The sequence below is a fragment of the Nonomuraea sp. NPDC049655 genome (assembly GCF_044465465.1).
GTDB lineage: Bacteria > Actinomycetota > Actinomycetes > Streptosporangiales > Streptosporangiaceae > Nonomuraea.
In genome coordinates this window covers 964938-979495 of the sequence record NZ_JBITLS010000001.1, presented here as the reverse complement: position 1 = coordinate 979495, position 14558 = coordinate 964938, and the positions used below count along the sequence as shown (strand labels likewise).

11 protein-coding genes are annotated in these 14558 nt (G+C 71.7%); 5 read left to right on the top strand and 6 right to left on the bottom strand.

The window, feature by feature from the left end; translation table 11 throughout:
* Window positions 1-3 precede the first annotated feature (3 nt).
* Genes ACIBQ6_RS04515 through ACIBQ6_RS04495 form a run of 5 tightly spaced genes read right to left on the bottom strand, consistent with a single transcriptional unit; the run spans window position 4 to window position 6786 of the window.
* Complete coding sequence (locus ACIBQ6_RS04515; RefSeq protein WP_358292978.1) at window positions 4-1254, bottom strand: right-handed parallel beta-helix repeat-containing protein; 1251 nt, start codon at window positions 1252-1254, stop codon at window positions 4-6.
* 58 nt (window positions 1255-1312) lie between these two features.
* Window positions 1313-3097 carry a glycoside hydrolase family 13 protein gene (locus ACIBQ6_RS04510; protein ID WP_397210222.1) on the bottom strand — a complete coding sequence of 595 codons (1785 nt, stop codon included), beginning with the start codon at window positions 3095-3097 and terminating at the stop codon, window positions 1313-1315.
* A gap of 5 nt (window positions 3098-3102) precedes the next feature.
* Window positions 3103-3942 carry a sugar ABC transporter permease gene (locus ACIBQ6_RS04505; protein ID WP_397210221.1) on the bottom strand — a complete coding sequence of 280 codons (840 nt, stop codon included), beginning with the start codon at window positions 3940-3942 and terminating at the stop codon, window positions 3103-3105.
* Window positions 3939-5507 (bottom strand): ABC transporter permease subunit, encoded by a 1569-nt coding sequence (locus ACIBQ6_RS04500; protein ID WP_397210219.1) that lies wholly within the window; start codon window positions 5505-5507, stop codon window positions 3939-3941. Before ACIBQ6_RS04500 ends, ACIBQ6_RS04505 begins: the two co-directional genes overlap by 4 nt.
* A 1-nt stretch (window position 5508) precedes the next feature.
* The gene (locus ACIBQ6_RS04495) at window positions 5509-6786 is read right to left on the bottom strand and encodes a maltose ABC transporter substrate-binding protein (protein ID WP_358292986.1); all 1278 of its coding nucleotides are present in this window, start codon (window positions 6784-6786) and stop codon (window positions 5509-5511) included.
* Between the two features lie 298 nt (window positions 6787-7084).
* On the opposite strand from ACIBQ6_RS04495, the gene ACIBQ6_RS04490 reads away from it, so the two are divergent.
* The 3 genes from ACIBQ6_RS04490 to ACIBQ6_RS04480 all read left to right on the top strand — a co-directional run bounded on the left by ACIBQ6_RS04490 (window position 7085) and on the right by ACIBQ6_RS04480 (window position 10863).
* Window positions 7085-8578 (top strand): glycoside hydrolase family 13 protein, encoded by a 1494-nt coding sequence (locus ACIBQ6_RS04490; RefSeq protein ID WP_397210217.1) that lies wholly within the window; start codon window positions 7085-7087, stop codon window positions 8576-8578.
* 63 nt (window positions 8579-8641) lie between these two features.
* A complete protein-coding gene (locus ACIBQ6_RS04485) occupies window positions 8642-9997 on the top strand; it encodes an ATP-binding protein (RefSeq protein WP_358292990.1) in 1356 nt (451 codons plus the stop codon).
* A gap of 47 nt (window positions 9998-10044) precedes the next feature.
* Window positions 10045-10863 carry an SAM-dependent methyltransferase gene (locus ACIBQ6_RS04480; protein WP_358292992.1) on the top strand — a complete coding sequence of 273 codons (819 nt, stop codon included), beginning with the start codon at window positions 10045-10047 and terminating at the stop codon, window positions 10861-10863.
* Between the two features lie 27 nt (window positions 10864-10890).
* Here ACIBQ6_RS04480 and ACIBQ6_RS04475 read toward each other — a convergent pair whose 3' ends face one another.
* Window positions 10891-12219, bottom strand: coding sequence for a cation:dicarboxylate symporter family transporter (locus ACIBQ6_RS04475; protein WP_387669825.1), 1329 nt, complete (start codon window positions 12217-12219; stop codon window positions 10891-10893).
* Between the two features lie 104 nt (window positions 12220-12323).
* Between ACIBQ6_RS04475 and ACIBQ6_RS04470 the strand changes: the two genes are divergently transcribed.
* Both ACIBQ6_RS04470 and ACIBQ6_RS04465 read left to right on the top strand, forming a co-directional pair.
* A complete protein-coding gene (locus tag ACIBQ6_RS04470) occupies window positions 12324-13817 on the top strand; it encodes an ATP-binding protein (protein WP_397210215.1) in 1494 nt (497 codons plus the stop codon).
* On the top strand, window positions 13814-14545 hold the full coding sequence (locus ACIBQ6_RS04465) for a response regulator (protein ID WP_358292998.1): 732 nt from the start codon (window positions 13814-13816) through the stop codon (window positions 14543-14545). Before ACIBQ6_RS04470 ends, ACIBQ6_RS04465 begins: the two co-directional genes overlap by 4 nt.
* Window positions 14546-14558 lie beyond the last annotated feature (13 nt).

The window sequence follows — 14558 nt, the reverse complement described above, 5'->3', positions numbered from 1 at the left end:
CCGCTACCGCTGGTAGGCCCCGGCGTCCGGCGCCCCGGACAGCGGCCGGCCCATCACGTCCTTGGCGAGGGCGGCGCCGCCGAACCAGGCGGGCGACAGCGGCAGGCCGCGGCCCAGCGCCGGGGAGCCCGGACGCAGGCGCAGGTCGGTGCGGGAGACGAACAGCGGGTCGGCCCTGACCGACTTCGGCCCCAGCTTGAAGGTGAGCTTGCGGCCGTAGTAGACGCTGCCGCCGTCGTCGACGCCCTTGCCGTCGGCCCAGCCCGCCTCGCCGCCGACCGCGATCACGTTGTTGCGCAGCCTGAGGATGGAGGGCGAGCAGCCGTCGTGGCAGGACCAGCCGATGGTGTCCTTGGCCGGCAGGTAGACCGAGTTGTGCACGGCGATCGTGCCCTTGACCGGGCCCACGACGTGGCCGGGGCCGCGGGTGATGAGGAAGGAGCCGCGGCTGCGGGCGGAGGTGACGACGTTGAAGGCGAAGACGTTGCCGGTGGCGGTCTTGCCCTTCTGGGCGCCGAGCTCGGTGAAGGTCTCGTTGTCGCGCGCGGTGTTGTAGATGACCCGGTTGCGGTCGCCGTTGAAGATCTCGACGGCGGCGCCGTCGGTGCCGTAGTCGTGGCTCTTGGCGTAACTGCCGGTGATGGTGTTGCCGGTCACCAGGTTGTCGTCGCCGTTGAGCAGCACGCCGAAGGCGCCGGAGTCGTTGTCGCCGCCCTCGTCGTCGACGCTCATGCGGTTGTTGCCGGTGAGCGTGCTGTCGCGGACGGTGTTGTGCGAGCCGGACGGCGTGACCCACACGCCCGCGGCGTTGCCGTCGGCCGCGACGCCGGTCAGCTCGATGTGGTGGCCGCCGAGCTGGAACCCGGCGAACCGGCAGCCGGTGGCGCGCAGGCCGCTGATCTGCCAGTAGGCGCCCTTGACGACCACGCAGTCGCGCTCGTCGCCGCTGATGCGGGGCAGGGCGCCGGTGCCGTGGGAGCGGATGACGATGGGCCGGGCGGCGGTGCCGCTCACGGTGAGCCTGAGCGGGCCGGTGAAGCTGCCGCCCCGCTTGAAGCTGACGATGTCGCCCGGCTTGAGCTCGGCGGAGCCGACCTTCTCCAGCGACTTCCACGGCTTGTCGGGGCTGGTGCCGGCGGCGGAGTCGTCGCCGGACCTGGAGTCGACGTAGTAGGTGGTGGCCGCCCTGGCTTCCGCGGCGGTCGGTACGGCGGTAAGAAGCGAAGCTGCGACGGCTACGGAGAGCAACCTCATGCGGGCACACCACTATCCAGTTGAAGACGGTACGGGGCCAGGCCATACCGTAGCGTGATCAGCGTGTGATGCGCCACACACTCACCGAAGGACCGTCCCCCGGGATCACGTCTCCGTCCTGGGCATTGTGGACGCCCTGGGCCTGCGTCCCGATGGGCAGCGCGGCGCCGGGCGCCCGGCGGACGGCCACCAGCAGCGACTCCTCGAACGTCTCGCGCGCGAAGACCAGGCAGTCGGCGTCGGAGTGCAGCCAGCGCAACCCTCCGTGACGCAGCGCGGGCTCGGCGCGGCGCAGCCCGAGCAGCTCGCGGTAGGCCGACAGGGTCGCCAGGTCCTGGTCGTGCGGCCGGTTCCAGGGCATGGGGGTGCGCGAGTGCTCCCCGTTGATCCCGGTCAGGCCGAACTCGCTGCCGGCGAAGACCATGGGCGTGCCGGGCAGCGTGGCCTGCAGGCCGAGGGCCAGCAGGTGGCGTTCGCGCGAGCCGGTCACCGTGCGGATGCGCGGCGAGTCGTGGGAGTCCAGGAGCTGCCAGGAGTGCGTGAGCGAGCGCCAGGACATGTGCGAGGCGAAGGACCTGAACGTGGCCAGGGTGTCGGCGCCGTCGCGCTCGGGCACGCCGCCCGGCACGCCGAGGAAGTGCGGCAGGTCCAGGTCGGGGCCGCGCAGCCAGGCCCAGACCGGACGGGTGAAGCCGCCGTAGTTCATGGTGCCGTGCCAGCCGTCGCGGTCGAGGTCGAGCGAGGCGTCGTGGTTGTGCTCGGCGATGAAGGCGGCCTCGGGGCCGAGCTGCCGGCGCAGCATGGCGGCGACCTCGTGGTTGCGGTCGTCGGCGCCGAGCCTGGCGGTCATGTTGGCGACGTCCACGCGCCAGCCGTCCAGCGGGCCGAGCCACTTCTTCAGCACCGCGCGCATGCTGGAGCGCACCAGCTCGCTGCCCCAGTTGAGCTTGGGCAGCGACTTGACGCCCCACCACGACTCGTAGTCGCCGGTGTCGGGGTCGAAGTAGAACATCTCCCGTTCGAGGGCGTTGACGTCGGAGACGGCGGCGGTGAACCATTCGTGGGCGTCGCCGCAGTGGTTGGTGGTGATGTCGCCGAGCAGGCGCATGCCGCGGGCGTGCAGCGCGCCGGACAGCCGGTGCAGGGCCTCGTCGCCGCCGAGCAGCGGGTCGACGTGCTCGAAGCTCGCGGCGTCGTAGCGGTGGTTGGAGCGGGCCGGGAAGATCGGCGTCAGGTAGACGGTGTCGGCGCCGAGGCCTTGGATGTGATCCAGGCGCCGGGTGATGCCGTCGAGGTCGCCGCCGTAGAACTGCTGGGCGGTGCCGGGGCCGCTGGGGATCACCGGGTCGCGGTCCCAGTCGCGCGGCAGCGCCCAGTCGGGCAGGTCCGGCATCGGGCCGGAGCGGTCGAAGCGGTCGGGGAAGATCTGGTAGACGATCGCGTCCGACATCCACGAGGGCGGCGCCTGGTGGCAGACCAGGCGGAAGTCGCTCGCGTCGGTCACGTCGTGGGCGACCGGTCCGGCCGCGGTCAGCCACAGCTGGCCGCGGCGGGTGTGCAGCAGGAAACGGTACGGGGTGACCGGGTTGACGGCGGTGATCTCCGCCTGCCACCACACGTCGTCCGCGCCGTAGCCGGCGACCGGCGTGCCGGTCCTGGAGTCGTCGACGCGGGCCTCGGCGTAGCGGGGCTCGCCGTCGCAGACGGTGCGCACGTGCACCCCGGTGATCCCGGCGGCGCGCGGCGCGCGCAGCCAGAGGGTCACCCGCGAGCCGAGCGCCGGTTCCCGGCTGGAGACGTAGAGAGCTGAGCCGTCGTGGTGCGGCTCGCCGACATGACGCAATGGACCTATCCCTTGACAGCCCCGGCCGTCAGGCCGGAGACGATGTACTTCTGCAGCCATAGGAACACGCTCACCGTGGGTACGGCGGTGAGCAACGTCGCGGCGGCGAACATGCCGAAGTTGGCGTTGCGGTGGTCGCCGGCGATCATGCCGTACATGCCGACGGCCAGGGTCTTGCTCTCGGGGTCGCGCAGGAACACGTTGGCCATGAGGAACTCGCTCATGATGCCGATGAAGGCCAGCAGCGCGGTGACCGCCAGGATCGGCGTGACCAGCGGCATGATGATCCGCCAGAAGATCTGCGCGTGGGTGGCGCCGTCCACGGTGGCGGCCTCGTCGAGCTCCTTGGGCACGGTGTCGAGGAAGCCCTTCATCAGCCAGGTGTTCACGCCGAGCGCGCCGCCCAGGTAGAGCAGCAGCAGGCCCCAGACGGTGTTGAAGCCGAACGCCGGGTACAGCTCGGTCACCCTGGTGAAGATCATGAAGATCGTGACGATGGCCAGGAACTGCGGGAACATCTGGATGAGCAGCAGCGCCAGCAGCCCGACCCGGCGGCCGGTGAAGCGCATGCGGCTGAAGGCGTAGGCGGCCAGCATCGACAGCAGCAGGCTCGCGAACGACGAGACCAGCGCGATGAACACCGAGTTGAAGAACCACCGGCCGAACGGATAGTCGTCGGAGGTGAGCAGGCCGGCGAAGTTGTTCAGGCTCGCCCCCGACGGCAGCAGGTCGGTGGAGGCCAGCGTGCCCATGGGGTTGATCGCGGCCGAGACCACGAACAGGATCGGGAACAGCGCGAACGCGCACACCGCCAGCACGAACACGTGCCTGAGCGCGATCCTCATGCGTAGACCTCCTCCTGCTTGCGGGTACGGCGGAAGGCCACGGCCGAGATGACCGCGACGATCGCGAAGATGAACACCGAGATCGCCGCCGCGAACCCGAACTGCGCCCCGCCCGCGCCGAACGCCAGCCGGAAGGTGTAGGTGATCAGCAGGTCGGTGGCCCCCACCTGCGGGCTCTCGGCCGGGAACGGCCCGCCGTCGGTGGTGAGCGCGATGGCGTTGAAGTTGTTGAAGTTGAACGCGAACGACGAGATCAGCAGCGGCGTCAGCGCGACCAGCAGCAGCGGCAGCGTCACCCGGCGGAACGCCTTCCACGGCGTGGCGCCGTCGATGGAGGCCGCCTCGGTCAGCTCGCGCGGGATCGCCTGGAGCGCGCCGGTGGTGACCAGGAACATGTACGGGAAGCCGAGCCACAGGTTGACCAGGATGACCGCGAAGCGGGCGGTGACGGGCTCGCCGAGCCAGTCGACGCTCAGCCCGAAGAACTGGTTGATCAGGCCGAAGTCGCGGTTGAACATGTCCCGCCAGACCAGCAGCATGGCGAAGGCCGGCATCGCGTACGGCAGGATCAGCGCGATCCGGTAGATCTTCGTGCCGCGCATGCGCGGGTGGTGCAGCGCCAGCGCCACGGCCATGCCGAGACCGAACGTGCCGGCCACGGAGGCCAGCGCGAACACCAGGTTCCAGCCCAGCACGCCGACGAAGTAGCCGGAGATGGTGGGGTTGGTCAGCACCCGGGCGAAGTTGTCGAACCCGACGTTCGCCTGCCAGCCCTGTGCCAGGTGCTCGCCCTCGGCGTTGACGAAGTAGCCCTGTGCCTCGTCGGCCGTCCAGGTGTCGCCGTTGCCCTTGACGCAGTCGCAGGCGGCGTCGTAGACCAGCGCGGCCTTGCCCTCCACGGCCCGGCTGAGGCCGTTGGCCTTGATCGCGCCGCCCGGCGTCGGCACGGACAGCGCCGAGATCTCCTGGCCGCGGGCGGCCGCCTCGGGCGCCTTCAGCACGGTCACGCCGGGGGCCGTCAGGACCTTGCCGGTGAGGCCGACCTGGGCGCCGGCGAGCGGGGTCAGCCCTTCGGCGGTGCCCAGCCGGACCTGCTTGGTCGTGGGGTCGACCAGCAGGAACACCAGCTCGTCGCCGCGCAGGGCGGCGGTCAGGCCGTACTCGGGCGAGCCGGGGGCCTGGCGCACCGAGCCGGTCTCGATGGCGGTGACCGCGTCGGCCTTGTCGCCGCGGTGCCCGTCGCCGAAGTTCGTGAACGCCGTGGTCACCGTGTAGAGCACGGGCAGCACCTGGAAGGCGATCAGGAAGACGGTGCCGGGAACGAGGTACTTGGCCGGGATGAAGCGGCGGGTCAGGTACAGGTAGGAGATGGCCGCGGCGGCCAGCCCCAGCAGCGTGAGCGAGACCCACGACTCCGCGGCGACCAGCGGCGGCGCGGCGTAGAGCAGGATCGCCGCGGCCACGGCCAGCACCGCGATCCTGCTCACCACGAACGCCGTGGTCAGCTCCCGGCGAGGCCGCGGGGACGCGGTGGTCCCCACGGCCTCGTGCACGTCCTGGGCCATGTCAGTTCTTGAGCGCGCCGTCGATGGCCTTCTGCGCGGCCGCGGCGGCCTTGGCGGCGTCGCCGCCCTTGACCACGGCGGTCTCCGCGATGCCGAACGGCTCCCAGATCGCGGCCATCTCGGGGATGGCGGGCATCGGCATGCCGCTCTTGCCGGCGTCCATGAACTTGGCGGCGTCGGGGTCGGCGGCCTGGACCTCCTGGAGGGCGGCGGTCAGCGCCGGGGGCCGCGGGTCGGCCTCGTACAGGGCCTTGGCGACGTCCTTGTTGGTGACGTAGTTGGCGACGAACTCCTGGGCCAGGGCCTTGCTCTTGCCCTTGGCCGCCACGAAGAACGACTGGACGCCGACGAACGGCGTGGCCGGCTTGCCGTCCTTGAACGCCGGGACGGGCGTGATGTCGTAGGAGATGCCGCCCTTCTTGACCTCGCTCATGGCCCACGGGCCGGAGATCAGGTAGGCGCACTTGCCGGCGGCGAAGTTGACGATGTAGTTCTCGTTGGTGACCGACGTCTTGAGCGCGCCGTCACCCTTCTCGCCGAGCTCCTTCAGCTTGCCGAACGCCTTGACCGAGCCCTCGGAGCCGAGCAGCACCTGCTTGGGGTCCGGGTCGCCGGAGGCGGTCTGGCCGAACAGCGCGCCGCCCGCGGAGGCGAACAGCGGGTAGGCGTGGAAGGCGTCGCCCTTGACGCCGACGGGCAGGCAGAGCACCTCCTTGACCTTGCCGGCCTTCTTCAGCTCCTTGCCCTTGTCGATCATCTCGTCGAGCGTGGCGGGGGCGTCGGGGGCGAGCTTGGTGTTGCGGATCAGGGCGATGTTCTCCACCGCGTACGGGGCGCCGTACACCTGGCCGTTGAAGGTGACCGCCTTCATGGCGATCTCCGAGAAGGCCGCCTTCTGCTCGTCGGTCAGCGTGACGGGGTCGATGGCGCCGTTCTGGACGAGGTTGCCGATCCAGTCGTGCGCGCCGATCATGATGTCCGGGCCGCTGCCCTGCTGGGAGGCGGTCAGGAAGGTCATCTGGTTGTCCTTGCTGATCTCCTTCACCTCGACGGTCACGCCGTTCTCGGTGCCGAACTGGTCGGCGAAGGGCTTGAGCGGCTTGACCCGGCTCGGGTCGGCCCAGATGACCAGCGTGCCGCCCGCCGCGGCGGCCGGAGCCGAGGCCGAGGCCGAGCCGCTGGGCTGCGCCGACGGGGCGGTCGAGCCGGAGTCACCGCAAGCCGTGGCGGCGAACGCGAGGGTGGAGAGGGCGGCCACTCCCAGGACCCGAACACGCATGAGACCTCCCGAGGTCATGGAGGAGCGGCGACGCCTGCGTGCGCCGCCGCCGAAGATCGTTTTCCGCCGCTGTTCACGGCTTACGTTTCCGGGACGTTAGCGGCTCTTTGCAAGAATTGGAAGAACTTGCGAAAGAGCGTTACCGGAACCACATCCGACCCGCGACGCGCTGACCTCGCCGCACCTCCGATAACGGGCGTACCGGGAATCTGCAACTTTCCGAAACTTGCACTTGACCTGTCGCAAGGACGCGCGACATCCTGCACCAGACATCACGGACATCGGGGGAAGGAAAGCCATGCTCGGCAACGACGACTGGTGGCGGGACGCCGTCGTGTACCAGGTCTACCCCCGGAGCTTCGCCGACGCCGACGGCGACGGCACCGGCGACCTGAAGGGCGTGCGGGAACGCCTGGGCCACCTCGCGCGGCTGGGCGTGGACGCGATCTGGCTGAGCCCCTTCTACACCTCGCCCATGGCCGACGGCGGCTACGACGTGGCCGACTACCGGGACGTGGACCCGATGTTCGGCACGCTGGCCGACTTCGACGCCCTGATCGGCGAGGCCCACGAGCGCGACATCCGGGTGATCGTGGACCTGGTCCCCAACCACTCCTCGGACCGGCACCCCTGGTTCCAGGCCGGCCTGCGCGACCGTTACATCTTCCGCGACCGGCCCAACGACTGGGAGTCGATCTTCGGCGGCCCGGCCTGGACCCAGGTCGAGGACGGCCAGTGGTACCTGCACCTGTTCGCGCCCGAGCAGCCCGACCTCAACTGGGACAACCCCGAGGTGCGCGCCGAGTTCCGCGACGTCCTGCGCTTCTGGCTGGACCGGGGCGTGGACGGCTTCCGCGTGGACGTGGCCCACGGCATGGTCAAGGCGCAGGGCCTGCCCGACGTGGGCCCGAAGGAGGGCCGCCAGGCCGAGATGCTGGGCGACGAGCAGGTGCCCTACTTCGACCAGGACGGCGTGCACGACATCTACCGGGAGTGGCGGCCGATCCTCGACTCCTACCCCGGCGGGCGGATGGCCGTCGCCGAGGCGTGGGTGTCCTCGCCCGAGCGGCTGGCCCGCTACGTCGGGCCGGACGAGCTGCACCAGGCGTTCAACTTCGAGTTCATGATGGCCGACTTCCACGCCAAGTCGTTCCGTACGGTGATCGAGAAGTCGCTGGCGGAGGCCGAGCTGGTCGGCGCGCCCACCACCTGGGTGCTGTCCAACCACGACAAGCCGCGCCACGTCACCCGGCACGGCGGACTGGCCCGCGCCCGCGCGGCGACGCTGCTCATGCTGGCCCTGCCCGGCTCGGCCTATCTCTACAACGGCGAGGAGCTGGGCCTGCCCGAGGTCCTCGACCTGCCCGACGAGCTGCGCCAGGACCCGGCCTTCCGGCGCACCGGCGAGAGCCGCGACGGCTGCCGGGTGCCGATCCCGTGGACGAGCGAGCCGGGCTGCGGCTGGCGCGACCCGTGGCTGCCGATCCCGCCGTCGTGGACGCAGCTGTCGGCCGAGGCCCAGGAGCACGACCCGGACTCGACGCTGAACCTCTACCGGGCCGCGCTCCGGCTGCGCAAGCAGCACCCGGCGCTCGGCGGCGGCACGCTGCGGTGGCTGGAGGCCCCCGAGGACGTGCTGGCCGTCCAGCGCGACCCGGGCCTGGTCGTGATGCTGAACACCGGCGAGCGCCCGGTCGCCCCGGTCGTGCCCGGCACGGTGCTGCTGGCCAGCGGCCCGCTGGCGGCCGACGGCTCGGTCCCGCCGGACACCACCGTGTGGATCCAGCGTTGAGGTTGGGGGAACCTTTCCCTTGACGCGGCATTTGGCGGCAATGACGGTTAGTAGTCTCGGGGAGTGCCACCCCTGTGGGCCCGCTCCCTGCGCGGACGCGTCACCCTCATCGCGACGGCCGTAGCCGCCCTCGTGCTGATCCCCGTGGGCGTCGCCGGGTGCATCGTCTCGCGCTCGCTGGTGACGGCCGGCGTCTACCGGGACACGCGGGACACCGCCGAGCGGGTGGCCTCGGAGATGCGCGCGGGCGGGCTGCCGCAGGGCGCCACGATCCCGGTGCCCAACCCGTCCATCGACCTGATCCAGATCGTCGGCACCGACGGCCGCGTCCTGGCCAGCAGCGACGCGGCCAGGAACCTGCCGCCGCTCAGCGACGTGCGACCCACCGCCGAGAGCCGGGTGGTCAACACCACCAACTGCCTGCCGACCGAGTGCGTGCACCTGTCGGCGGTCAAGGCCGGCATGTCGGAGGACTCCCCCATCGTCTACGCCGGCCGCAGCACCCCGGAGGTGCTGGCCTCGCAGACGCTGGAGGTGATCGTGTTCTCCCAGGTGGCGGTGCTGATCGCGCTCACCGCCTGGGCGACCTGGCTGGTCACCGGCCGCGCGCTGCGCCCGGTGGCGACCATGCGCGCCGAGCTGGACGCGGTCAGCGCCGGCGACCTGAGCCACCGGGTCACCCAGCCGGGCGGCGAGGACGAGGTCGCCATGCTGGCCAAGGCCGTCAACAACACGCTGGCCCGATTGGAACGTTCCGCGCTGCAGCAGCGCCAGTTCGCCTCCGACGCCTCCCACGAGCTGCGCACCCCGATCGCCGGGCTGCGCGCCCAGCTGGAGAGCGCCCAGCTCTACCCCGAGGACACCGACGTCGAGGCGCTGGTGGACAGCGCCCTGCGGGACACCGACCGGCTGGAGGCGATCATCACCGACCTGCTCCTGCTGGCCAGGATCGGCTCCCGGGTGGACGTGGCCAGGGAGCCGGTGGACCTGGCCCAGCTCGTCCGGCAGGAGCTGGCCGTGCGCAGCGACAAGCTGCCCACCCGGCTGGAGCTGACCGAGGGCGTGGTGGTCGAGGGCGTGCGCCTGCAACTGGCCAGGGTGCTGACGAACCTGCTGGACAACGCCCAGCGGCACGCCGAGACCATGGTGCGGGTCGTGGTCACCAGGGAGGCGGGCCCGGCCAGGGGCGGCACCGCCGTGCTGGCGGTGGAGAACGACGGCCAGGAGATCCGCGAGGCCGACCGCGAGCGCATCTTCGAGCGGTTCACCCGCCTCGACGCCGCCCGCAGCCGCGACTCCGGCGGCACCGGGCTCGGCCTGGCCATCGCCAGGGACGTGGCGATGGCCCACCGGGGCAGCGTGCGGGTGGAGGACCGTCCGGGCGGGGCGCGGTTCGTCCTGCGGCTTCCGGCCATCTGATGTCGAAAGCGTAGATTTCCGGCAGCCGGTTAGTGGATCATGCCCTCATGACGCAAGAAGTCCCCCAGGGCGTGGATCCTCACATCCCCAACACCGCGCGCATGTACGACTACTTCCTGGGCGGAAAGAACAATTTCCCGGCCGACCGTGAGCTGGCCGAGCTGGTGCTGAGCGCGATGCCGGAGGTCAGGGACGGCACGCGGGAGAACCGGCTGCTGATCGGCCGGGTGGTGCGGTACCTGTGCGAGCAGGGTGTCACCCAGTTCCTCGACCTGGGCTCCGGCCTGCCGGCCGCCGAGAACGTGCACGAGGTGGCGCTGCGGTACGCGCCGCAGGCCCGCGTGGTCTACGTGGACAGCGACCCGGTGGTGGCCGCCCACGGGCGGGCCCTGCTGGCCGGCCCCGAGCAGGTGGCCATGCTGCACGGCGACGTCCGGCGCCCGCGGGAGGTGCTGGACAGCCCCGAGGTGCGCGGGCTGCTGGACTTCGGCAGGCCCGTCGCCGTGCTCATGATGTTCCTGCTGCACCTGATCCCCGACACCGACGACCCGCAGGGCTTCGTGGCCGCCTACCGCGACGCGCTCGCGCCCGGCAGCTACCTGGCCCTGTCGCACGTCGGCACCGACCACGCGCCCGAGCGCGTGGCCCGCGTCAGCCAGTTCTACCGGCGGGCCAACGCGCCGTTCTGCCCGCGGCCGGGCAAGGAGATCGCCGCCTTCTTCGGCGACTTCGAGCTGATCCCGCCCGGTCTGGCCACGGGCAAGGGGCCGGAGCTCGGTTTCCCGTTCACCGACCCCGAGAGCCCGCCCTTCTACGACGACGACTTCGCCCGCATGGGGTACGCGGGCATCGGCCGCAAACCCTAGAGCTGCGAGCGCCGAGAGCCGGCAACCCTAGACGCGCGCGGCCTGCCGATCGGGCTCCGGCTCGGGGCGGTCGTCCTCCTCGTCGATCAGCGTGGACTCGTCGAACGGCGCCCGCCCGGCCAGCACCTCGGCGGCCCGCTCCCGGTCGAAGTCGCCGGTCCAGGTGCCGACCACGACGGTGGCCACGGCGTTGCCCGCGAAGTTGGTCAGCGCCCTGGCCTCGGACATGAACCGGTCGATGCCGACGATGAGGCCGACCCCGTCCACCAGCTCGGGGCGGTGCGACTGCAGGCCGCCGGCGAGCGTGGCCAGGCCCGCCCCGGTCACGCCCGCGGCGCCCTTGGAGGCGACCATCATGAACAGCAGCAGCGAGACCTGCTCGCCGACCTGCAGCGGCGCGCCCGTGGCCGAGGCGATGAACAGCGTGGCCATGGTGAGGTAGATGGCGGTGCCGTCGAGGTTGAAGGAGTAGCCGGTCGGCACGGTGATGCCGGCCACCGTCCGGCTCACGCCGAGGTGCTCCATCTTCGCGATCAGCCGCGGCAGCGCCGTCTCCGACGACGACGTGGACAGGATCAGCAGGAACTCCCGGCCGAGGTAGCGCAGCAGCGACCACAGGTTGACCCGGGCCACCAGCCACAGCAGCGCGCCCAGCACCACGCCCACGAACAGCAGGCAGGTGACGTAGAAGGCGATCATGATGATGGCCAGGCTCTTGAGCGCCTCGATCCCGGTGGCCCCGACCACGGCCGCGATGGCCCCGAACGCGCCGACCGGCGCGGCCCACATGACCATGGCCAGGATGCGGAACACCAGCCGCTGGACGTGCTCGACGCCGCGCAGGATCGGCGCGCCCCGCTCGCCCATGGCCTGCAGCGCGAACCCGGCCAGCAGCGCCACCAGCAGCGTCTGCAGGACCGAGCCCTCGGTGAAGGCCGACACCAGCGTGACGGGGATGATGCCGAGCAGGAAGTCGACCCCGCCGGTGGCCTCGCCCTTGGCCGCCTCGGCCTCGGCGGCCTGCCGGGCGGCGTCGGTCAGGTGCAGCCCGGAGCCGGGGTCGATGACGTTGCCGACCAGCAGGCCGATGACCAGGGCCACGGTGGACATCACCATGAAGTAGCCGAGCGCGAGGCCGCCGACCTTGCCGACCTTGGCGGCCTGGCGTACCGAGCCGATGCCGAGCACGATCGTGCAGAAGATGATGGGGCTGATCAGCATCTTGATCAGCGCCACGAACCCGGTGCCGAGGGGCTTGAGCTCCTTGCCCGCCTCCGGCCAGACGAACCCGACCAGGATGCCGAGCAGGACCGCCACGATGACGGCCAGGTACAGATAGCGAGTGCGATCACGCATGAGGGGTCTCCACCGCTTGGGAAAAAGGGGCTGGTCGTGCGACTATGCGGCTCGCTGTGACCCACGTCACGATTGAGTAAGTTTCGTTCACGCAAGGGGGGCTCATGCGCCGCTGGAGCCTGGCGGGCCAGATGCTGGTCCTGCAATTGGTCGTGGTCGCGGTCGCCGTGACGGGCTGCGCGGTGCTCGCGCTGGTGCAGGCCCACCGCCTGCTCACCGAGGAGGCCGGCGCCACGGCCAGGGCCGTGGCGGTCAGCGTGGCCGCCGCGCCGGGCGTGGCCGCCACCCTCGACGGCCCGGAGCCGACCCTGGCCCTGCAGCCGTACGCCGAACGGGTGCGCAAGGAGACCGGCGTCGACTTCGTCACCATCATGAAGCCGGACGGCACCCGCTACACCCATCCGAACCCGGCCGAGATCGGCCGGCGCTTCCTCGGCCACACCGGGCGGGCCCTGGCCGGCCGGACGTTCGTCGAGACCTACACCGGCACGCTCGGCCCCTCCAAGCGGGCCGTGACGCCCGTGTGGTCCGGCGGCCGGGTCCGGGCCCTGGTCAGCGCGGGCATCACGATCGACCGGATCAGCGCCCGGCTGCGCGACCAGGTCGCCTGGAGCGGCCTGGTCGCCGCCCTCGCGCTCGGCCTCGGCGCGGCCGGGACGTGGCTGGTCACCGCGCGCCTGCGCCGCCAGACCCACGGGCTCGGCCCGGTGGAGCTGGGCCGCATCCACGACCACCACGACGCCGTCCTGCACGCCGTGCGGGAGGGCCTGCTGCTGGTCGGCGGCGACGGCACGCTGACGCTGTGCAACGACGCCGCCCGGCAGCTCCTGGACCTGCCGCCGGACGCCGAGGGCCGGCACATGGCCGAGCTGGGCCTGTCGGCGCTGCTGGAAGGCCAGGAGGAACGCGTGCACCTGGCCGGCGACCGGGTGCTGGCCGTCAACGGCGCGGCCAGCAGGCTCGGCACGGTGGTGACCGTACGCGACCACACCGAGCTGCAGGCGCTGGCCGGGCAGCTCGACGCCGAACGCGGCTTCGCCGACTCGCTGCGCTCGGCCGCGCACGAGGCCGCCAACCGGCTGCACACCGTGATCACACTGGTCGAGCTGGGACGCACCGAGCAGGCCGTCGCGCTGGGCACGGCCGAACTGCGCGCGGCGCAGGAGCTGACCGACCGGGTGGTGGGCGCGGTGCGCGAGCCGGTACTGGCCGCGCTGCTGCTCGGCAAGAGCGCCGAGGCGGCCGAACGCGGCGGCGAGCTGCTGCTCACGCCCGACAGCGACCTCGACGACCTGGGCCTGGACCCGCGCGACCTGGTGACGATCGTCGGCAACCTGGTCGACAACGCCCTCGACGCGGCCACCCGGGTCGAGGTGCACCTGAGCGCGGACGGGGACGGGGTGGTGATCAGGGTGGCCGACGACGGGCCGGGGCTGACCGCGCCGGAGGCGTTCGCGAAGGGCTGGACCACCAAGGGCGACGGCCACGGGCTCGGGCTGGCGCTGGTCGGACAGGCGGTGCGGCGGCTGGGCGGCACGATCGAGGTGGCCGGGTCGGCGTTCACGGTGCGGCTGCCGGTCCCGGAGCGGGTCCGATGAACCGGCCGGACACCGGCCCACTCGCCGGGCCCGGAGCGGGCGCGGCGAGCGGGCCGGACGGGCCGGTCTCCGTGCTGATCGTGGAGGACGAGGAGATCACGGCCGAGGCCAACCGGGTCTACGTCGAGCGGGTGGCCGGGTTCGAGGTGGCCGGGGTGGCGCGTTCGGGCGGCGAGGCGCTGCGGTTCCTGCGCGGCCGGCCCGTCGACCTCATCCTGCTCGACCTGTACCTGCCCGACATGCACGGCCTGGAGGTGTGCCGCGCGGTGCGGGCCGGCGGGCTGCTGTGCGACGTCATCGCCGTCACCTCGGCGCGCGACCTGGCGACGGTGCGCTCGGCGGTGTCGCTGGGCGTCTCCCAGTACCTTCTCAAGCCGTTCACCTACGCGACCCTGGCCGAGAAGCTGGCGCGTTACGCCCGGTTCAGGCAGGACACCGGCGTGATCGTCGCCCAGGGCGACGTCGACCGGGTGCTCGGCACCCTGCGCGGCAGCTCCGAGCTGCCCAAAGGGCTGGCCCGCGACACCCTCGACGCCGTGTCGGCGCGGCTGCGCGAGCGGCCCGGCGGCAGCACCGCGCAGAGCGTGGCGCAGGCCGTCGGGGTGTCCCGGGTGACCGCCCGCCGCTACCTGGAACACCTGGTCGAGCTGGGGACGGCGGTGCGCGTGCCGCAGTACGGCGGGGTGGGCCGGCCAGAGTTGCTCTACCGGATCCCCATGGAAAGTTAATGGCGGTGACGCT

Bases quoted from the DNA above. Each gene is read 5' to 3' on its own strand.
- ACIBQ6_RS04515 (WP_358292978.1), bottom strand. From the start codon at position 1,254: ATGAGGTTGCTCTCCGTAGCCGTCGCAGCTTCGCTTCTTACCGCCGTA.
- ACIBQ6_RS04500 (WP_397210219.1), bottom strand. From the start codon at position 5,507: ATGGCCCAGGACGTGCACGAGGCCGTGGGGACCACCGCGTCCCCGCGG.
- ACIBQ6_RS04480 (WP_358292992.1), top strand. From the start codon at position 10,045: ATGACGCAAGAAGTCCCCCAGGGCGTGGATCCTCACATCCCCAACACC.
- ACIBQ6_RS04505 (WP_397210221.1), bottom strand. From the start codon at position 3,942: ATGAGGATCGCGCTCAGGCACGTGTTCGTGCTGGCGGTGTGCGCGTTC.
- ACIBQ6_RS04470 (WP_397210215.1), top strand. From the start codon at position 12,324: ATGCGCCGCTGGAGCCTGGCGGGCCAGATGCTGGTCCTGCAATTGGTC.
- ACIBQ6_RS04490 (WP_397210217.1), top strand. From the start codon at position 7,085: ATGCTCGGCAACGACGACTGGTGGCGGGACGCCGTCGTGTACCAGGTC.
- ACIBQ6_RS04475 (WP_387669825.1), bottom strand. From the start codon at position 12,219: ATGCGTGATCGCACTCGCTATCTGTACCTGGCCGTCATCGTGGCGGTC.
- ACIBQ6_RS04465 (WP_358292998.1), top strand. From the start codon at position 13,814: ATGAACCGGCCGGACACCGGCCCACTCGCCGGGCCCGGAGCGGGCGCG.
- ACIBQ6_RS04495 (WP_358292986.1), bottom strand. From the start codon at position 6,786: ATGCGTGTTCGGGTCCTGGGAGTGGCCGCCCTCTCCACCCTCGCGTTC.